This window comes from Xanthomonas nasturtii (assembly GCF_001660815.1).
Lineage (GTDB): Bacteria > Pseudomonadota > Gammaproteobacteria > Xanthomonadales > Xanthomonadaceae > Xanthomonas > Xanthomonas nasturtii.
Genome location: NZ_LYMI01000010.1, coordinates 77,374 through 96,152, shown reverse-complemented (window position 1 = coordinate 96,152; position 18,779 = coordinate 77,374). Strand labels below are relative to the sequence as shown.

General features: G+C 65.6%; 16 protein-coding genes. 8 read left to right on the top strand and 8 right to left on the bottom strand.

The features are described from left to right. Nucleotides 1–447: 447 nt before the first annotated feature. The 4 genes from A7D16_RS05365 to phhA form a co-directional block, all read right to left on the bottom strand. A complete protein-coding gene (locus A7D16_RS05365; protein ID WP_064630537.1) occupies nucleotides 448–1,731 on the bottom strand; it encodes a type II toxin-antitoxin system HipA family toxin in 1,284 nt (427 codons plus the stop codon). Then, complete coding sequence (locus A7D16_RS05360) at nucleotides 1,728–2,045, bottom strand: helix-turn-helix domain-containing protein (protein WP_064630535.1); 318 nt, start codon at nucleotides 2,043–2,045, stop codon at nucleotides 1,728–1,730. Before A7D16_RS05360 ends, A7D16_RS05365 begins: the two co-directional genes overlap by 4 nt. 179 nt (nucleotides 2,046–2,224) lie before the next feature. Beyond that, on the bottom strand, nucleotides 2,225–2,869 hold the full coding sequence (locus tag A7D16_RS05355) for a DMP19 family protein (RefSeq protein ID WP_064630533.1): 645 nt from the start codon (nucleotides 2,867–2,869) through the stop codon (nucleotides 2,225–2,227). Nucleotides 2,870–3,009: 140 nt separating this feature from the next. After that, complete coding sequence (phhA, locus tag A7D16_RS05350) at nucleotides 3,010–3,900, bottom strand: phenylalanine 4-monooxygenase (RefSeq protein WP_064630531.1); 891 nt, start codon at nucleotides 3,898–3,900, stop codon at nucleotides 3,010–3,012. A gap of 127 nt (nucleotides 3,901–4,027) precedes the next feature. Between phhA and A7D16_RS05345 the strand changes: the two genes are divergently transcribed. Together A7D16_RS05345 and A7D16_RS05340 are read left to right on the top strand one after the other, a co-directional pair. Continuing rightward, the gene (locus A7D16_RS05345; protein WP_003490476.1) at nucleotides 4,028–4,510 is read left to right on the top strand and encodes an Lrp/AsnC family transcriptional regulator; all 483 of its coding nucleotides are present in this window, start codon (nucleotides 4,028–4,030) and stop codon (nucleotides 4,508–4,510) included. A 293-nt stretch (nucleotides 4,511–4,803) separates the two neighbouring features. Further along, a complete protein-coding gene (locus tag A7D16_RS05340; RefSeq protein WP_064630529.1) occupies nucleotides 4,804–7,017 on the top strand; it encodes a TonB-dependent siderophore receptor in 2,214 nt (737 codons plus the stop codon). A 328-nt stretch (nucleotides 7,018–7,345) separates the two neighbouring features. On the opposite strand, the gene A7D16_RS05335 is transcribed toward A7D16_RS05340, so the two are convergent. From A7D16_RS05335 to A7D16_RS05325, 3 genes are all read right to left on the bottom strand, one after another. Continuing rightward, a complete protein-coding gene (locus A7D16_RS05335) occupies nucleotides 7,346–8,383 on the bottom strand; it encodes a patatin-like phospholipase family protein (protein WP_064630527.1) in 1,038 nt (345 codons plus the stop codon). 635 nt (nucleotides 8,384–9,018) lie between these two features. Next, nucleotides 9,019–10,029 (bottom strand): TIGR00266 family protein, encoded by a 1,011-nt coding sequence (locus tag A7D16_RS05330; RefSeq protein ID WP_064630525.1) that lies wholly within the window; start codon nucleotides 10,027–10,029, stop codon nucleotides 9,019–9,021. A gap of 198 nt (nucleotides 10,030–10,227) precedes the next feature. Next, complete coding sequence (locus tag A7D16_RS05325; protein ID WP_064630523.1) at nucleotides 10,228–11,073, bottom strand: ABC transporter ATP-binding protein; 846 nt, start codon at nucleotides 11,071–11,073, stop codon at nucleotides 10,228–10,230. 148 nt (nucleotides 11,074–11,221) lie between these two features. Here A7D16_RS05325 and A7D16_RS05320 point away from each other — a divergent pair, with 148 nt between their 5' ends. From A7D16_RS05320 to A7D16_RS05305, 4 genes are read left to right on the top strand one after another with little or no spacing between them, the layout of a single operon-like run. Further along, complete coding sequence (locus tag A7D16_RS05320; protein WP_064630549.1) at nucleotides 11,222–12,427, top strand: DesA family fatty acid desaturase; 1,206 nt, start codon at nucleotides 11,222–11,224, stop codon at nucleotides 12,425–12,427. Continuing rightward, nucleotides 12,417–12,812, top strand: coding sequence for an EF-hand domain-containing protein (locus tag A7D16_RS05315; RefSeq protein ID WP_064630521.1), 396 nt, complete (start codon nucleotides 12,417–12,419; stop codon nucleotides 12,810–12,812). The genes A7D16_RS05320 and A7D16_RS05315 overlap by 11 nt, the downstream gene beginning before the upstream one ends. Nucleotides 12,813–12,860: 48 nt before the next feature. Beyond that, nucleotides 12,861–13,598 (top strand): ATP-binding cassette domain-containing protein, encoded by a 738-nt coding sequence (locus A7D16_RS05310; RefSeq protein ID WP_064630519.1) that lies wholly within the window; start codon nucleotides 12,861–12,863, stop codon nucleotides 13,596–13,598. After that, a complete protein-coding gene (locus A7D16_RS05305; RefSeq protein ID WP_064630517.1) occupies nucleotides 13,595–15,094 on the top strand; it encodes an ABC transporter permease/substrate-binding protein in 1,500 nt (499 codons plus the stop codon). The genes A7D16_RS05310 and A7D16_RS05305 overlap by 4 nt, the downstream gene beginning before the upstream one ends. Nucleotides 15,095–15,238: 144 nt before the next feature. Here the strand turns inward: A7D16_RS05305 and A7D16_RS05300 are convergent, their stop codons facing one another. Then, complete coding sequence (locus A7D16_RS05300; RefSeq protein WP_064630515.1) at nucleotides 15,239–16,420, bottom strand: aminotransferase class V-fold PLP-dependent enzyme; 1,182 nt, start codon at nucleotides 16,418–16,420, stop codon at nucleotides 15,239–15,241. 65 nt (nucleotides 16,421–16,485) lie between these two features. Here A7D16_RS05300 and egtB point away from each other — a divergent pair, with 65 nt between their 5' ends. Next, entirely contained in the window at nucleotides 16,486–17,775 is a 1,290-nt protein-coding gene (gene egtB, locus A7D16_RS05295; protein ID WP_064630513.1) for an ergothioneine biosynthesis protein EgtB, read from the top strand. Then, nucleotides 17,772–18,758, top strand: coding sequence for an L-histidine N(alpha)-methyltransferase (egtD, locus tag A7D16_RS05290; RefSeq protein ID WP_064630510.1), 987 nt, complete (start codon nucleotides 17,772–17,774; stop codon nucleotides 18,756–18,758). The genes egtB and egtD overlap by 4 nt, the downstream gene beginning before the upstream one ends. Nucleotides 18,759–18,779: the final 21 nt, after the last annotated feature.

The window sequence follows — 18,779 nt, the reverse complement described above, 5'->3', positions numbered from 1 at the left end:
TGGCGCGCATGGTCGGCACTCTTCTTTGGCTTAGTCACCTTGAAGCGTGCCCCATGCGCGCACTTTCTTCCACATCCTGGCACACCAAGTGCTTGATCTTGCAGGAAGAAATGTGGGGATACATCAGCATCAGATCCCATGTTTGATCCACGGTTGCTCTACCACTCGCTCAGCTATGTAGTGAGAACGTAATGTGACGCCCCAACATCGCTTTCGGTAAGAAAGTCGTTCTGTGGCGACGCACTTACTTCCGACGTTGATCGGCCCTGAAAACGTAGCGAGCAGTTGTCGGCAAGTGGGTGCCGACGGCGCGCTCTGAACCGCTGTGGACGACCGCGACATGCTGATTTCGAGCACTGGCCGCGCCGGCTTCGCGGATGAGTGTAGTCGTTTGTCAGCTGCTCTTAGCAGGGCATTCGTACATCCAGGCAAGCCAAACCATTCGGCCTATCGCGCGGGATCGATCACCGCCTCCATTGCGGCGATCTCGGAACGGCTGGCGTTGCAGCGCAGCGCTTCCTGTTGCCAACGGGCTACCGCGGTACGTACCTCATCGATGATGGTCAGCGCTTGCGGTGTGCTCAACCGATAATAGGCGTGGGTGTCCATCAACAGCGCTGTGCGCGGGGTGGGGTCGTCCAGACCGATGGCCAATACATGCGCGTCCTTGTCCTGATTGGGATTGACGTCGAACGCAGGCGCCAATCGCCAGCCAGCCGGCTCACGCAAGAACCCGTGGTTACGCAGGTGGTCATCACGGTTGCCGATAAGCACATTGAAGACGATGCGTCGGAACAGCTGATGGAGATCCTCCTGGATGGCATGCGCTGCACCGAACATCTCGATGGCCTGCGCGATATCGACATAAGACGATTCTTCGCTGTGGTCCACATCCAGTAGCGCAAATGCCGACGCATACGTGCGCCGGCCTTGCGGGATGCGATCAAAGCGCTGCACTGCGAAGGTGGTGCCGTGCTTGGAGAGTTCCAGCGGTCTGGCCTGGGACATGTTGATGCCTGCTGACAACGACAGCCGATAGGTAATGTATTCCCAGCGCCCGACGTTGTAGTCATCCTCGGCAGAAGGAAACTTCGCCAGCCACAACGTGTCATCCGCCTCACGAACGCTGGCTTTGGGTCGCGCGCCGCCCAGCGAGGCACCAGGTGCGATCAATTGCTTGATCCACGCCAGGTCGGTGTCGTTGTCACTGATTTCATCGCGCTCGAGTCGGCGAGCGATTGCTTCAAGCTCGCGCAGCTGCGTGAGCGGCGGTGCGCTCAGTGCATGATCATCGAGAAACCTGCCGCTGACGCTGTCTTTCAGTCGCAGTGCGCCCATGCGCGAGACGTCGTTGACCCCGATCAGATAATCCCATGGCCGCAACACACGCACCTTCCGTCCTTGCTCACGCGCCTGGATCACTTCTTTGCGCTTCATCAGCAGTTTGCCCCACCGGTCGGGCGAACAATCGAGAAACGCAGCGCTCAACTCCGATGCACCCGCGCGTGCAATCAGCGCGCCTGCGTGGAGCGGCAGTTGCGGATCGAGCGCGAAGGCGCGGACAGGCGTCTCGTTGGCAAGCCATCCCGCGGCGTATTCAAAATGAAGCGTGTCGCCGCGACGGCTGTTCTGCCGGGTCAGACACCCCGCCAGTGCACTCCCGCCCAGCGCGGGATCGTCAATCCACACCTCTACCTTGCCGATCTCCTGCAGGGGGTCGGGCGCGTTCATTGCGCTGTTTTGCCGGCAGGGCCGGGCCGCCGCAAGCGGCTGTCCTGAAGCTCTCTTCCCAGGGGGTCGGTCCTGGCCAAGAGATCGATGTCCTTATCGAGTCCGAGGACGGTGAGTACGCGCAGGACGGCGGCCAGGCTGATTGACGGATCGCCGTTTTCCAACTTTGCCAGGGTGGGTACGCTGACGCCCACACGCAGTGCCAGCTCGCGCTGGGTCATTGTGCGGCGCAGTCGCGCCGTGCGCAGGCGCTCACCCAGTGCTTCGATCTGGCGCTGTGCACGGGGCATGGTGGGCGGAATACGTTTTGGCATACCAAATTAAATTACTCTTCCGACCCTGGAAAGCAAGTTAATTTGGTACTTATCACGAGTTTGGCGGGACTCTGGGACGTTTGCTGAGGCCTTCAGTTGCACTACCGCGTTTCGGGAGCTCGAACATCAACAGCCCGCGATGCAGTGCCTGCATGCAGCAGGCAGCAAGGGCAAAGCCCTCAGGCCTTATCCACCCCGTAATGCGTCAGCCCCAGGCGCGCCAGTTCGCTCGAGCGGCGGTAATAGACCTCTTCCCAGCCATCCACGCGCTGGCGGTCGGCTTCGCTCATGGCATCGAGAATGTCCTCGATGCTGAGCAGGTTGGGGTCTTCTTCCAACCGTTCGAACACCGCGCCCAGGCCCTCGATGGCCTGCCGCGTCTGCGCCGCACCCATCGCGGCCAGGCCGCGCAGTGCGTCGCTGCGGGTGGCCGCATCCCAGCGATCGAAGTAGCGCGCGTAGCCGCTTTCGCTCATTTCCGCATCCAGGCGCGCGAGTGCGACCAGCTCGCGTTCGCCCGGCGTCAGCGCATCCAGGCGCCCGCGCAACGTGGCCAGCTTTGCCAGCGCACGCGCGGCGCGCCGGCGCCACAGCAGCTCGGGCATGTGCAGCAGGCCTTCCGGTGTGGGGGGCGCGATCGCGGGCCAGTTCACCCCGAAGCCGTCTTCGGTGAGTTGCCACTGCGCGCGCTGCGGCGGCGATGCCTTGAGCAATAACCGATGCGCCTGGATGGGCTCGTCGATGCGGATGCCATTTGCCAGGGTGAACAGCAGGCGGGTGTCGTCCAGCTCCAAGCGCCGGATGCGCAGATGCGTCAGGTCCATTGAGCGAAGGCGGTGTGGGGAGGTTTGACCTTAGTCCGCAGTGGCAGCGGTGTCGAGTCGGTGTGCCTCACATCGCAGCTTCCCCATCATGTGTCGCCTCATGCCGCCGCAGCGGGCAGCACGTGATGTCAGCTGGTGCCTCACACGTCGCCGTCGCGGCTCCAGCCCTCGCCGGTACCGCGCTGGATCGCCCGGTCGCCCGGCAGCACATCGCCGGCCGGCACCTGCGCCTGCTGGGCAAGAGCGGCGTAGATCGGGGTGAAATCGGGCGCGGTGGCGTCCATCAACTGCGCAAAGCTGTCGATGACGAAATAGGTCTTCTGGAAGCTGTCGATGCGGTAGCGCGTGCGCATGATGCGTTGCAGGTCGAAGACGATGCGGTTGGGTGCGGCCGATTCCAGCGAGTGCAGCGATTCGCCTTTGGACGAGACGATGCCGGCGCCGTAGATGCGCAGGCCCTGTGGCGTGTCGATCAGGCCGAATTCCACCGTGTACCAGTACAGCCGGGTGAGGTTCTGCAGCGCGTCCGGGCCGATGCCGTGCGCCTTGACCCCGCCGCGGCCATAGGCCTGCATGAAGTCGGCAAACAGCGGGTTCATCAACAACGGCACGTGCCCGAACAGGTCATGGAACAGGTCCGGTTCGGCGATGTAGTCGATCTGCTCGGGGCGGCGGATCCACCACGTCACCGGGAAGCGCTTGTTGGCCAGGTGATCGAAAAAATCCAGTTCCGGCAGCAGGCCCTGCACGCCGACCAGGGTCCAGCCGGTGGCCGCCTCCAGCACGCGATTGAGCGCGTCGAAGCGCGGAATATGGGTGTCGCCCATGCCCATCGCGTCCTGCGCCTGCAGGAACTCGTCGCAGGCGCGGCCCACCAGCAAGGCGCGCTGGCGGCGGTACAGGGTGCCCCAGGTCGCGTGATCGTCGGCGCTGTAACCGTCCCACGGCTGCTCGATCACCGCGGTGGTGTAGACCGGCACATAGCCCTTGTCGGTGAGCTGGTTTTCGACGCGTTGCGGCGCAGTGTTCATGCAGCGGCACTTCCGGGTGATCAGGCCTCACCTTAGCCGGATGCCTGCGCAAGGGGATTGCGAATCTTGCGTGTCGCAAGCGGCTTGGCGCAAGATTCGTGCGTCATCATCTGCTGCTGCGCAACATATGGATCAGCCCATCGCTTTGGACCGCACCGATTTGCGCCTGCTCGCGCTGCTGCAGACGCAAGGGCGCAGCAGCAATGCGGAGCTGGCCGTGCAGGTCAATCTGTCGGCATCTGCGTGCCTGCGACGTACCCAGCGCCTGGAGGCGGCCGGGATCATCGCCGGCTATGGCGCGCGCCTGGACGCGCGTGCGCTGGGGCTTGGCTTGCAGGCTTTCGTACGCGTGCAGCTGGAGCAGCACGGGCAGGCCGATATCGAACATTTCGCCGAGGGCGTGCGCGGCTGGGACGAGGTAGTGGCGTGCTGGGCGCTGACCGGCGACATGGATTACCTGCTGCAGGTGCAGGTACGCGACCTGGAGCATTTTTCCCGGTTTCTGCTCGATCGCCTGCTCAACGCCACCGGCGTGTCGGACGTGAATTCCAGCTTCGTGCTGCGCACGGTAAAAGCGCCGGAGGGTCTGCCGCTGTCGCATCTGGCATGACGCGCGAGCACGTGGATGACGCCCGCGCGGTCGCCTTGCTCGCATGACCTGACGCAGCAGCCTGCACCAGCGCGAGCTGCATTCTCACGGCGCATGGATGTCCCGCGCGCTTGCCTCGCAAACGATAACGATTTACATTTATATAACATTTTGGCCGCGTCCGGCCATGTCGTTCGTGTCGCATCGCCAGCCCATGCAGGGTCAGCCAGCCGGTTCGAGTGGACGCCCGCGTGTGCCTGTGCCTTTCCTGTTGCGTGACGCACTGCGTCCGCAGCGAACGACGAGAACGCCTCATGTCTGCTGCCATCGCCCCCCTTGGCCTGTTGTCTGCCGCGCTGCTGTTTGCGCTGTCGAGCCAGGCTACCCTTGCACATGCCGCCGAGGCCGCCGACGCGAGCAATGCCAAGACGCTCGACCAGGTCAGCGTCAACGGCACGGTGAGCCGCGCGCAGCCTGCCACCACCACGCGGCTGCCGCTGACCGTGCAGGAAACGCCGCAGTCGGTGAGCGTGATCGGCCTGCAGCGGCTGGAAGACGAATCGCTGTTCAGCATCGACGATGTGATGCGCAATGTGACTGGCGTCAACGTGTCGTTCTACGACACCCAGCGCCCGCTGTACTTTGCGCGCGGCTTCCAGATCACCGATTTCCAGATCGACGGCCTGCCGACCTACAGCGGCGCGACCAATCAGGAGTACGACACGGTCTTTTACGACCGCGTCGAAGTGATCCGCGGCGCCAATGGCCTGCTCACCGGCGCGGGCATTCCCTCGGCCACGGTGAACCTGCTGCGCAAGCGCCCGGACAAGGACTTCGACGCCGCGTTTGCGGTGAGTGCGGGCACCTGGGATTTCCGTCGCATGCAGGCCGACGTCAACGCACCGCTGACCGAAGACGGGCGTTTTCGCAGCCGCGTGGTGGCCGCCTGGCAGGACCGCGATTCCTACTACGACCGCTACCACGACAACAAGATGTCCGGCATGGCGGTGCTGGAAGGCGACCTGACCGAGAGCACCACGCTCACCGTGGGCTACCAGCGCCAGGACAACAGCCCGGTCGGTTCGACCTGGGGCACGGTGCCGTTCTTCGCCGCAGACGGCTCCTTCGCCAACCTGTCGCGCTCGACCAACATGGCGCCGGAATGGACGCGCTGGCAGCGCGAAACCAGCACCGCCTTCGCGAACCTGGAACAGCGCTTCGGGCAGGACTGGCTACTGCGCGTCAACACTGCCCACACCAAGGGCACGGTGCAGAGTCTGCGCGTGTACGGCACCGGTTACCCGGCCGCCGATGGCAGCGGCGTGTTTCTGCGCACCGGCGCCGGCGAGACACAGGACACGCGCGACAGCGTGGACGTGTATCTGTCCGGCGGGTTCGCGTTGTTCGGCCGCCAGCACGACGTGGTGATCGGCGGCAGCTGGCAGGATCTGCAGTCCACCACCTACAGCGTGGCGCAGACCTATCCCACCGATTGGGCGAGCTGCCCCAACGCCTTCGGCCCACCCGAGCGCTGCTATTTCATTCCCAACATCCGCAACTGGAATGGCGACGCGTCCGAAGTGACGTACACCCGCACCGGCGCGCGCCGCGACGCACGCACCACACAGCGCGGTGTGTATGCATCCACGCGCTTCCGGCTGGCCGACCCGTTGTCGTTGATCGCCGGCGCACGCCTGAGCTCATGGGAAACCCGCACCCAGGCCTTCGATGCCAGCGGCAGCTACACCGGCACCAGCGGCCGCTATGAAGTGAGCGATGAAGTCACCCCGTATGTCGGCCTGGTGTACGACATCGTGCCGGACGTGTCGGTCTATGCCAGCTACACCGAAATCTTCAACCCGCAGAACTACCGCGACAAGGACAACAACCTGCTCGCGCCGGTGGAAGGGTCCAACCTGGAAGCCGGGATCAAGGCGCAGTTGTTCGATGGCCATGCGATGGCCACCGCCGCCGTGTTCGAGGCCAAGCAGGACAACTACGCCGTGCGCGACATGACCCAGCCGGACGCCTCGTTGCCGGACGCCAGCTCGGCCTACATCGGCGTGGACGGCACCAAGAGCCGCGGTTGGGAAGTGGATTTCAACGGCGAGATTCTGCCGGGCTGGACGGTCAACGCCGGCTACACGCACGTCAAGGTCACGCGCGCGCCGACCGATGCGATCTACGCCAATCTGCCGGAGGATTATCTGCAGCTGTCCACCCAGGTGCGCCTGCCGGGTGCGTGGGACCGCCTGAGCATCGGTGGTGGCCTCAGCTGGCAGAGCGCGGTGCGCGGCTTCAATATCGAACGCCCCATCGGCGACGGCAGCGGCGCCACCACGCCGGTCACCGTGATGCAGAACCCGTACGCGCTGGTGCATTTCAACGCCAACTACCGCATCAGTAACCAGTGGACCGCATCGCTTGCGGTGCGCAATGCGTTCGATAAAACCTATTGGGCGAATCTGGATTACCAGAACTACGGCGAACCGCGCTTTGTCAGCGTGTCGTTGCGCTGGCGGTATTGATGTCGCGGCGACTCACGTTCCGATAACGGTGCCAGGACGGTGGCGTTGTTATCGGCGCGGCATCGCGGCCAAGGCCGCTCCTACGGCAATGGCCTCTGCAAAGCGCCGCTGGTTTTTGTCGGCGCTTGATGGCATGCGCATGATGCCGAGCGAAACAACGCCGTTGTAGGAGCGGCCTTGGCCGCGACGCCGTCCCGACACACGCCACGACGTCAAACGCAGCAACCCCCAACGCGAACGCCTAACCTCCCGGCGCTACAATTCCCGCGTCCAACCACCTGCGCAACACGCCTGTCACACCGCCAGAGTGCAACGCACGGCACTCGCATCACGGGGCCACGCATTCCTCGTCCTTGCCGCGCAATTTCTGCCAGCGCGAACGCTGTTCCAGGCAGCGCTGATACGCCTGTTGCTTTGCCGCTGCAGCCTGATCGGCCGCGTTGCGCGTGGCGCTGCTGCGCGCGGCCTGCAGCTGCGCGATCCTGGCGCGGATCTGCGGCATCACCGCCATTGCGGCGCGCTCGCCTTCCAGAATCGCCGCACCGCGTTGATTGAAATCGGCCGAGCCGATCTCGTTGACCTTGGGGCGAATGACGACGTCGGCGCGTTTGAGTTCGGCTTCGCCCAGGCGCTGGCCCATGATCGAAATCGACTGGTTCACCGTGCCCAACAGGTCGCCCGGATTCTTGCCGCTGGCCTTGCTGGAAATATCCACCGCCACCACGAATTCGGCACCCAGCTGGCGCGCCGCATCCACCGGCACCGGGCTGACCACGCCGCCATCGACGAAGTGGTACTTGCCGATGGTCACCGGTTCGAACACGCCCGGAATGCTGCTGGACGCACGCACCGCCTGGCCGGCGTTGCCGCGTACGAATACGGTGCGTTCGCCATCTTCAAGACGGGTGGCGACTGCCGCGAACGGCTTGCGCAACTTGTCGATCGGCTTGCCGCCGAGCTGCTCGTTGACATAGTCCTGCAGCTTCTGGCCCTGCACCAGCCCGCCGGAAAACAGCCGCACATCGCGGATGCTGGTCTGGTCGAGCGCAACGGCCTTTTCCTGCATTTCGAACGCATCCATGCCGCTGGCATACAGCGCGCCCACCACGCTGCCGGCACTGGTGCCGGACACCACCACCGGCGCAAACCCGTTGGCTTCGAGCATCTTGATCACCCCGATATGCGCAAAGCCCTTGGCCGCACCGCCACCGAGCGCGACACCGATCTTGACCGGCTTGGGAGCCGCGGCCGAAGGCGCCTGCACGACCGGCGCCGGCGTCGCCGGTCGCGGCTCGCCCCCGCAGGCGCCAAGCAGACCGAGCATGGACAACAGGGCAAGCGAGCGGGAGCAGCGGGGCGCGGTCATGGCGAAAACGTCGATGGGAAAGGCGAGGGAGAATACACGCGCGCTGCCACTGCTGCTGCGGTGATTGGCGTGGGTGGAGCTCGTTCAAAACGGCATCATCTGCAGGCCTTGCATTCCCTTCTCCCACCGGGACATTGTCCCCCTTCATGGGGGGAGACGGTGGCGCGTAGCGCCAGACGAGGGGACGGGAGAAGCCTCGCACTCCCCACCTACAGAATGTGGCTTCGCCCCGTACCCTCACCCCAACCCCTCTCCCGCAGGAGAGGGGCTTTGATTCCCTTCTGCCGCCGGGACATTGTCCCCCTCATGGGGGAGAAGGTGGCGCGTAGCGCCAGACGAGGGGACGGGAGAAGCCTCGCACTCCCCACCTACAGAATGTGGCTTCGCCCCGTACCCTCACCCCAACCCCTCTCCCGCAGGAGAGGGGCTTCGATTCCCTTCTGCCGCCGGGACATTGTTCCCCTCATGGGGGAGAAGGGGGCGCGTAGCGCCGGATGAGGGTACGCCTTAGGCACCTGCCAGGGCCTGGAATGACAAACGCGTCGCCAAGTGCCTTCAGAAGTGACACGACGACTGCTTCGCCCCGCACCCTCACTCTCTAAATCACCACCACGCCAACCCGCCGCATCACCCACTCAAAACCGGTTATCCCCATCCAGCAGCCGGCCCAATCCGCCCAGCACCGAGCCTTCGCCGCGTTGTTGGCCGCCGGCTTGCGGGGCGGCCTGCAGCATGCGGCCGGCCATGCGTGAGAACGGCAGCGATTGCAGCCAGACCTTGCCCGGGCCGGTGAGGGTGGCCAGGAACACCCCTTCGCCGCCGAAGAACATGCTCTTCAACCCGGCCACGCGGCGCACGTCCATGTCCACGCCAGCGTGATAAGCGACCACGCAGCCGGTGTCCACGTCGATGCGCTCGCCGGGGCCAAGCTCACGTTCGACAACCGTGCCCCCGGCATGCACGAACACCCAGCCGTCGCCTTCGAGTTTCTGCATGATGAAACCCTCGCCGCCGAACAGGCCGGTGAGGATCTTGCGCTGGAAGGCGATGCCCAACGACACGCCACGTGCCCCGGCCAGAAAGCTGTCTTTCTGGCAGATCAGCTGGCCGCCGTGCTCGGACAGCCGCAGCGCCAGCACCGTGCCGGGGTAGGGCGCGGCGAACGCCACCTTGGCCTTGCCGCTGCCGGCATGCGTGAACACGGTGGTGAACATGCTCTCGCCGGTGACCACGCGTTTGCCGGCCGACAGCAGCTTGCCCATCAGCCCGCCGCCGCCGCTCTGGCCGGCATGCGAGCCGTCGCCGAACACGGTATCCATCTGCACCGCCGAATCCTTGTACATCAGCGCACCGGCCTCGGCGATGGCGCTTTCGCCGGGGTCCAGTTCCACTTCGACGAACTGCATGTCGTTGCCGACGATGCGGTAGTCGATCTCATCGGCGCGCCCGGCCGCGCCGGTCAACGGTGGCGGCGCGCTGCTGGCGCCGTGCAGCTCGGCCAGCTGACGGGCCGGGGTCCAGCCATCGAGCCCCTCGCGCCAGGCCAGCGCGTCGGGTTGGCGCTGCGCCTGCGCGCGGGCACTGGCGTCGTCGAGCGGACCGATGCGGTCGGCCTGTCCGGGAACATGGAAATACCACTGGGCCATCGCGACGACTCCGGTCTGTAGGTACGGCGAGTCTAAGCGCAACCGCAGCGGGGCTGTCCCGTGTCCAAGGTCACGTCTGGAGAGCGCGGTTGCAACGCGGTTGCGGCCCGCCCGGAGCGCTTGGCCGTCGCGATGCCGAGCGTCGTCGGGCAGCGCGTGCAAGGACGCAGCTGCGCGAGCTGCGGGCGGGCGTAGCCCTCAGTCGCCCACCGTTGCCCAATAACGCCCGCCATCGCGCTGTACCCGCACCGGGCCATCGAACACCGCCGAGAGGCTGGCATCGGTGAGCAGCGTATCGCGCGTGCCGTCGGCCACCACCTTGCCGGCGCGCAACAGCACCACCCGTGCGATCTCCGGCACGATTTCTTCGATGTGATGGGTCACCAGCACCAGCGTGATGCCTTGCCGGGCGAGGTGCCGCATCGTGTCGAGCAGGTGCTGGCGCGCCACCAGGTCCAGACCGGTGGACGGCTCGTCCAGCAGCAGCGCCTGCGGGCGGTTGACCAGCGCACGCGCAATCAGCACGCGGCGCGTTTCGCCGGCCGACAACTCGGCAAATTGCCGGTCCAGCAGCGGCAATGCCTGTGCCAGGGCAAGCGCTTCGCGTGCACGTGCACGCATGTCGTCGTCGATCTCGCGATGCGGCGGCACCACGTAACTGGCGAAGAACCCCGACAGCACCGCGCTTTCCACATCCAGCCCCGGCATGTCGGCCAGGTTGACGCTCAGATCGCCGGTGACGATGCCCAATTGCGAGCGCAGGCGATCCACCTGCCAGCGCGTTTGTCCCAGCACTTTCACGGCCGGCAGGCCATCGGCGCGCGCCAGCGGATACAGCTCGCGCGTGATCAATTTGATGAAGGAGGATTTGCCGCAGCCATTGGGACCCAGCAGGGCGGTGTGCTGCCCCAGCGCAATGCGCAGACGCAACGCATGCAGCACCCGGACCTGGCCGCGCATCACGCTGGCCTGGTCGAGTTCGATCAGCGGGGACGCGTTCGCAAAAGAGGCGCAATCGGCAGCAATATCGGTGGCAACAGTCATACGGGTGAGATCAGGCGCAGTGGGGGGGACGAGGGTCTGAACCGCTTTAGAAATGTAGATGCAACCCTACGCATCCGAAGGGTGAAGTTTGCCGCGATCGCCCCCATCATGTCTGCATCAAGCCGAAAGCGCTGCTGTGGAGATGCCGATGTTGTCCGACCCGATCATCGACTTTCTGACCTCCGGTGTCGCGGGGCTGGGCGTGTGGGGCATGCTGGCGGTGCTGCTGGTGTTTACCCAGCTCACCATCTTCGCGGTGACCTTGTACCTGCATCGCAGCCAGGCGCATCGCGGTGTGGATTTCCATCCGGTCATCGCGCATTTCTTCCGCTTCTGGACCTGGTTGACCACCTCGATGATCACCCGCGAATGGGTGGCGATCCATCGCAAGCATCACGCCAAGGTCGAGACCGAGGAAGACCCGCACAGCCCGCAGACCAAGGGCATCTCGCAGGTATTCTGGCGCGGCGTGGAGCTGTACCGCGAAGCACGCACACAGCGCGCCGATATCGAGCAGTACGGCAAGGGCGCACCGACCGACTGGATCGAACGGCATCTGTACACCCCGCATGCCAACGCCGGCCCGGTCGCCTTGCTGGTGATCAACGCGGTGCTGTTCGGCTTGCCCGGCATCGCACTGTGGGCGATCCAGATGGCGTGGATCCCGTTCTGGGCCGCCGGCGTGGTCAATGGCCTGGGCCACTGGTGGGGCTACCGCAATTTCGAATCGGCCGACACTTCCACCAACCTCACCCCGTGGGCGTTGTGGATCGGTGGCGAAGAACTGCACAACAACCATCACGCGTTTCCGAGTTCGGCGCGGTTTTCGATGCGGCGCTGGGAGCTGGATATCGGTTGGGTCGCGATTCGCGGCCTGCAGGCGCTGGGCCTTGCCAAGGTATTGCGGGTGGCGCCATCGCTGGACATCCGCCCCAATATCGCCGTGCCCGATGCCGATACGCTCAAGGCGCTGTTGTCGCACCGCTTCCAGGCGATGACCGATTACCAGCGCAATGTGCTCAAGCCGGCGTTGCGCGAAGAGGCCGCTGCCACCGGCGCCAAGCTGCGCGAACTGCTGCCGCGCCGCCTGCGCAAGGGTCTGGTCGATGACGGCCGCTGGCTCAAGCCGGACGCGCGTGCGCAATTGCAGGCGTGGGTGGCGCAACGCCCGCGCATGCGTACGCTGGTCGAGTACCGTGCGCGGCTGACGGCCGTGCTGGAAGCGCGCAGCCATGACGCCTCCGAACGGCTCAGGCAATTGCAGCAGTGGTGTCACGAGGCCGAAGCCAGCGGTAACGCTGCCTTGCAGGCCTACGCAGTGCGGCTGAAAGGGTATGCGCTGAGTGGTGCGTGATGCCGGCAGTAAGCGCGCTGGGCCGCGTGCACGCGCAGCCAGTGGTGTGATTGTGCGTGGCGCGCTGGTCGCATGGTTTGCCAGCCTGCCTGCAGCCGCTGTGCAGGCCCAGGTGCAGGACAGCCAGCAATATCTGCAGCGCATGGACACCGATGGCGACGGGCGCGTGAGCCGCGACGAGTATCTGGCCTGGATGAGCTATGCCTTCGATCAGCGCGATACCGATCACGATGGCGTGTTGCAAAGCGACGAACTGCCCGGCCGCCGCGGCAAGCCGATCACCCGCGCGGCGCATCGTGCCACCTTGATCGAGCGCTTCGCGCGGCAGGATGCCAATGGCGACGGCACGCTGAGCGCGCGCGAATTGCTGGCGCCGCCACGCTGATGCCTGCCTTCGCGCGCGTCTGACGTTGCGTTCGGCAAGCTCGGCCGCATGTTCACTCTCGATCAGGTCAGCCGCCGCTACGGTCAGGCCATTGCGCTCGACGCGGTCTCGCTGGATTTCGCCGGCGGCATCACCACCGCGTTGATCGGCCCCAGCGGCGCCGGCAAATCCACGGTGCTGCGCATGCTGGTCGGGCTGGAGTGGCCCGACAGCGGCACGGTCGCCTTCGACGGTACGCCGTTGCGGCGCGCCACCCTGCAGGCGCAGCGCCAACGCATCGGCTACGTGATCCAGGAGGGCGGGTTGTTTCCGCATCTGGACGCACGCAGCAACGTGACCTTGCTGGCACAGGCAGTGGGCTGGACGCGTGAGCGCATCGCCGCGCGTTTGGAGACGCTGTGCGCGTTGTGCCAATTGCCGGCCGACTTGCTGGCACGCTACCCGGCCGAACTCTCCGGTGGGCAACGTCAGCGCGTGGGGCTGATTCGCGCCTTGATGCTGGACCCGCCGGCCTTGTTGCTGGACGAGCCGCTGGGCGCGCTCGACCCCATCGTGCGCTACGACCTGCAGGCGCAGATGCGCGAACTGTTCACCCAGCTTGGCAAGAACGTGGTGCTGGTCACCCACGACGTTGCCGAAGCCGCGTATCTGGCAGACACCTTGGTGCTGATGCGCGCCGGCCGTGTTGTGCAGCAAGGCACTGCGCGCGACCTGCTGGAGCAGCCAGCCGACGCATTCGTCCAGCGCTTTCTCACCGCGCAGCGCAGCATCGGTGATGCCGCATGATGGCGCGTGCGCTGATCGCCGCAGTCTTGCTGATCTGCAGCCTTGGCGCGCACGCCGCGCACGCCGCGCAGGCCGCGCAGGCCGCGCAGTTCACCATTGGCTCGAAGAACTTCACCGAAGCGGTGATCCTGGGCGAAATCGCCACCGCCGCCGGCAAGCGCGACGGTGTGGATGTGCAGCACCGCGCGCAACTGGGTGGCACGCGCATCGTGTGGCGCGCGCTGGAGACCGGGCAGATCGATGCGTATGCCGAATACACCGGCACGCTGGCGCAGGAACTGCTGCAACTGCCCACCGCCAGCCAGGCCGAACTGCGCGCGGCGCTGGACGCGCGCGGGCTGGCGATGACCGATTCGCTGGGCTTCCAGAACACCTATGCGTTCGGTATGCGGCGCGAACGCGCGCAGGCGCTGGGCATCGGCTCGTTATCGGATCTGGCACGGCATCCCACGCTCAAGATCGGTCTGAGCAACGAGTTCATGCAGCGTGCCGATGGCTGGCCGGGGCTGCGTGGCGCGTACGCATTGCCGCAAGCTGCGACCGGGCTGGATCACGACCTGGCCTACCGCGCCTTGCAGAGCGGCGCCATCGAGGTCACCGATCTGTACAGCACCGATGCGGAAATTCCGTATTACCAGCTGCAGGTGCTGCGCGACGACCGCCACTATTTCCCGGACTATCAGGCGATTTTTCTGTATCGCAAGGATCTGGCGCAGCGCTCTCCAGCGATGCTGCACACACTGCAGGGGCTGCAGGGACGCATCGACGAAGCGACCATGCAGCGGCTCAATGCGCAGGTGAAACTGGAGCGGCAATCCGAAGCGACGGTTGCCGCGCGCTGGTTGGGCGTCACTGCGGCATCGGAGGCGGACTCGCGGGTGACGCGTTTGCTGCGGCATACACGCGAGCATCTGGCGTTGGTCGGTATCTCGTTGGGTCTCGCGTTGCTGCTTGCGCTGCCGCTGGGCGTGCTGGCAGCGCGGCGTCCCCGTCTGGGGCAGGTGGTGTTGTCGTTGACGGGCGTGCTGCAGACGCTGCCGTCGCTGGCGGTCTTCGTGTTCATGATTCCGCTGTTCGGCATCGGCGCCAAGCCGGCAATTGCCGCGTTGTTTCTGTATAGCTTGCTGCCGATCGTGCGCAACACGCACGCCGGGCTGACCTCGATTCCGCGCGAGCTGCGCCAGACCGCGCACGCCATCGGATTACCGGCGTGGACACGCCTGTGGCGTGTGGAACTGCCGTTGGCCCGCCGCACGATCGTAGCCGGCATCCAGACCGCTGCGGTGATCAACGTGGGCACCGCCACGCTGGGCGCGCTGATCGGCGCCGGCGGCTACGGCCAACCGATTCTCACCGGCATCCGCCTGGACGACATCGGCCTGATTCTGGAAGGCGCCATTCCCGCCGCCGTGCTGGCGCTGTTGGTGCAGGCCGTGTTCGAAGGACTGGAGCGCTGGGCAACGCCGCGTGGCTTGCGGATCAGCCAGCGCGGTTGAGCGGCTGTGCACCCCTGTTTACGACTACATCAATGTGGCTCACGACCACATCGATACGTAAGGAGCGGACCTGGCCGCGATGAGGCATTCCCGATAGCGCCATGGCGCGGCCAGGTCTGCTCCTCCACGCACCTGCGTGCCGCTTCATGCGCCTGGCAGCGCCGCAATCACCCGTGACAGCGCGTCTTCGGTGACGCTTAGATGCGGCGCAATCCGCAGACGCCCGTGCCGCCGGGTACAGATCACACCGAGCGTGTTGAGGGTTGTCGCCACTGCGTCCAGCGTCTCTGCCGGTGGCTGCAGCGCGGTGAGATGCGGTGCGTGACCAGGCGTGCACCAGTTGCCCAGGCCGCGCGCCTGCAGGGCTGTGTCCCATTGCGTGGTCAACTCGCCCAACGCGGCCGCAATGCGCGCCGGCTGCCACGCATTGATCTGCTGCAATGCCACCGTGGCCATTGCGATCCGCGACGGATCGGTCACGCCGCCGGCATCGAAGCGGCGTGCACCGCTGCGATAGTGCGGCGCGGTGGCAATCGGAAATTCCCAGCTGCTGCCAGCATCGCGGCCGACCCAGTGTTCCTCGATCGGCACCCCGTGCGCACGCCACTGCGGTGCTGCCCACAGCCAGGCCAATCCCGTTGGCCCGAGCAACCATTTATGCCCCACGCTGACCACGAAATCCGGCTGCCAGCGCGGTAGATCGGGCGTCAACACGCCCAGGCTCTGGCTCAGATCCAGCACCAGCGCTGCCCCGCGCGCATGCACGGCGGCGCCGATGCGGTCCAGATCCAGCACCCGCCCGTCCAGCCAGTACGCCTGCGGCAGGCTCGCGATACGCAGCGCAGGCGTGTCGGCAATGGTCTGCAGCACCGCATCGGTCAAGCCGTTGCCGGCGCGTGTGGGTACCGCTAGCAGATGCGCACCCACCTGCGCGCAGCGCCGCTGCCAGATCAGCAGATTGGAGGGGAATTGCCCTTCCAGCACCAGCACCGCCTCGCCGCGTTGCAAGGGCACATTGCCTGCAGCCGTGGCCAGGCCATGCGCGGCCGATGGCACCATCGCCAGCGCATCGGCATCGCCATCGAACAACGCGGCGGCGAGCCCGCGCAACTGCTCGATCTGCTGCAACCAGGTATCGAATGGCAACCGCCACGGTGCGGCCATCGCATCGACCGCGTGATGCGCCACCGTCTGTACGGCGCGCAGCAACGGACCGCGCGAAGCCGCATCCAGATAGGTGACCCCGGCAGGCAGCGCAAATGCCTGATGGCGCTGGGCCCAATCGAGGGGTGCAGGAAGCGTGCTGGACAGAGAAGGCAATGACATGCAAACAGCTTACCGCTGGCTGCCACGCTGCCGACACGGCACGTTCACGGCCGCTGCCCAAGCATATGGCGATGTCTGCACTCTCCCCTCTGCTGGGCCACCACCAGCAACAGCAGTTGACGCTGCTGGAACGCTACGCGCAGACCCGCGCGCTGAGCGACCGTCTCGCCGCACCCCTGAGCGCCGAAGACGCGATGGTGCAGAGCATGCCCGATGCGAGCCCGAGCAAATGGCATCTGGCGCATACCACCTGGTTTTTCGAGCGCTTCGTGTTGCAGGCCGACCCGGCATACCGCGTGTTCGACCCGGCCTGGGATTTCCTGTTCAACAGCTACTACCAAAGCGTCGGCCCGATGCATGCGCGCGCGCGCCGTGGGGTGCTGTCGCGTCCCTCGTTGCAGCAGGTGCGCGATTACCGCGCCGCGGTGGATGCACACATGCAGCAGCGCCTGCGCGAGGGCCTGCTCGACGCGCAGGCCTGCACCATCGTGCAGCTGGGCATCCAGCACGAGCAGCAACATCAGGAGCTGCTGCTCACCGACATCAAGCACGCGCTGTGGAGCAATCCATTGCAGCCGGCCTACCGTGACGCAGCTGCGCCGCCCGCGGCGGTGGCCAGCACGCTGCGCTGGCATGCACGCGAAGAACAGATCGTCGAGATGGGTGCCGCGGCATGGCCACAGTCCGACACCTTTGCCTACGACAACGAGTCGCCGCGCCACCGTGTGCTGGTCGGCGCGCATGCGTTGGCACACCGCGTGGTGACCAACGCGGAGTTTCAGGAATTCATCGATGCCGGCGGCTACCGCAGCGCAGGTGCCTGGCTCAGCGATGGCTGGGCAATGGTGCAGGCGCAAGGCTGGCAACACCCCATGTATTGGGACGACACTGGCCGCGAATTCACGCTGGATGGCTGGCGCGTGCGCGATCCGCATGCACCGGTGTGCCATCTGAGCCTGTTCGAAGCCGATGCCTTCGCACGCTGGGCCGGCGCGCGCCTGCCCACCGAAGCCGAGTGGGAACAGGCCGCGACCGGCGTGCCGGTGCAGGGCAATTTCGTCGACGCCGATGCGCTGCATCCGCGTGGCGCTGAAGCAGTGGACACCGGCATCCAGCAGCTGTTCGGCGATGTCTGGGAATGGACCGGCAGCGCGTATCTGCCGTATCCCGGCTTTGCGCCGTGGCCCGGCTCGCTGGGCGAATACAACGGCAAATTCATGAATGCGCAATGGGTGCTGCGCGGCGGCAGTTGCGCCAGCCCGGCCAATCATCTGCGTGCCAGTTACCGCAACTTTTTCCCATCCGATGCGCGTTGGCAATTTGCCGGCGTGCGCCTTGCCAAGGATCTGCCTTGAACGCCGCCGCCCATGCCATGCAACGCGCGCACGCCGCACTGACCGACCTGCGCCCGCAGCCGGATGACATCACCGCCGATGCATTGGCGGGGTTGTCGCAAACGCCCAAGACGCTGCCGTCGAAATACTTCTACGACGCGCGTGGCTCGCAGCTGTTCGAAGCCATCACGCAGCAGCCGGAATACTACCTCACCGGCACCGAACTGGGTCTGCTGGAAGCCAGCATGGCCTCGATCGCGCAGGCGATCGGCGCCGGCGTGCATGTGGTCGAATACGGCAGCGGCAGCGGACGCAAGACCGAGCTGCTGCTGCAGGGCCTGCGCGATGTGGTGGCCTATACGCCGCTGGAAATCTCGCGCACCGCACTGCTGGAAAGCACGGCACGGCTGACCCAGCAATTCCCGCAGATCCAGATGCTGCCGGTCTGCACCGACTTCACCAAGCCGCTGCGTCTGCCTGACGCGCAACGCCCGGCGCGGCGCCACGTGGTGTTTTTCCCCGGCTCCACGCTGGGTAATTTCACCGACACCGCCGCCATCGAATTGCTGGATGCGATGCGCCAGACCATGGGCAGCGACGGCTGCGCCTTGATCGGTATCGATCTGGACAAGGACGCCGGGCTGATCGAAGCCGCCTACAACGATGCGGCCGGTGTCACTGCCGAGTTCACCTTGAACCTGCTGGCGCGGCTCAACCGCGAGATCGGCAGCGATTTCGATCTGGACGGCTTCCGTCACCATGCGGTTTACGCGCGCGAACGCGGCCGTATCGAAACCTTCCTGATCAGCCAGCGCGCGCAGCGCGTGCGGGTTGGCGGCAAGGATGTGGAATTTGCCGAAGGCGAAGCGATGCAGGTCGAATACAGCTACAAGTACACCGACGCACGCTTCGCCGAACTCGCGGCCGCTGCCGGGCTGAAGGTCACGCACGGTTGGAACGATGCGAAAGACTGGTTCGGTTTGCGGCTGCTGCGCCCCCTCTAAGCGCACTGGATTGCTGCCACG

Coding starts and splice junctions, on each gene's coding strand:
- A7D16_RS05340 (WP_064630529.1), top strand. CDS start 4,804: ATGTCTGCTGCCATCGCCCCCCTTGGCCTGTTGTCTGCCGCGCTGCTG.
- A7D16_RS05320 (WP_064630549.1), top strand. CDS start 11,222: ATGTTGTCCGACCCGATCATCGACTTTCTGACCTCCGGTGTCGCGGGG.
- A7D16_RS05300 (WP_064630515.1), bottom strand. CDS start 16,420: ATGTCATTGCCTTCTCTGTCCAGCACGCTTCCTGCACCCCTCGATTGG.
- A7D16_RS05325 (WP_064630523.1), bottom strand. CDS start 11,073: ATGACTGTTGCCACCGATATTGCTGCCGATTGCGCCTCTTTTGCGAAC.
- A7D16_RS05360 (WP_064630535.1), bottom strand. CDS start 2,045: ATGCCAAAACGTATTCCGCCCACCATGCCCCGTGCACAGCGCCAGATC.
- A7D16_RS05335 (WP_064630527.1), bottom strand. CDS start 8,383: ATGACCGCGCCCCGCTGCTCCCGCTCGCTTGCCCTGTTGTCCATGCTC.
- A7D16_RS05365 (WP_064630537.1), bottom strand. CDS start 1,731: ATGAACGCGCCCGACCCCCTGCAGGAGATCGGCAAGGTAGAGGTGTGG.
- A7D16_RS05355 (WP_064630533.1), bottom strand. CDS start 2,869: ATGGACCTGACGCATCTGCGCATCCGGCGCTTGGAGCTGGACGACACC.
- egtB (WP_064630513.1), top strand. CDS start 16,486: ATGGCGATGTCTGCACTCTCCCCTCTGCTGGGCCACCACCAGCAACAG.
- phhA (WP_064630531.1), bottom strand. CDS start 3,900: ATGAACACTGCGCCGCAACGCGTCGAAAACCAGCTCACCGACAAGGGC.
- A7D16_RS05330 (WP_064630525.1), bottom strand. CDS start 10,029: ATGGCCCAGTGGTATTTCCATGTTCCCGGACAGGCCGACCGCATCGGT.
- A7D16_RS05310 (WP_064630519.1), top strand. CDS start 12,861: ATGTTCACTCTCGATCAGGTCAGCCGCCGCTACGGTCAGGCCATTGCG.
- A7D16_RS05305 (WP_064630517.1), top strand. CDS start 13,595: ATGATGGCGCGTGCGCTGATCGCCGCAGTCTTGCTGATCTGCAGCCTT.
- A7D16_RS05345 (WP_003490476.1), top strand. CDS start 4,028: ATGGATCAGCCCATCGCTTTGGACCGCACCGATTTGCGCCTGCTCGCG.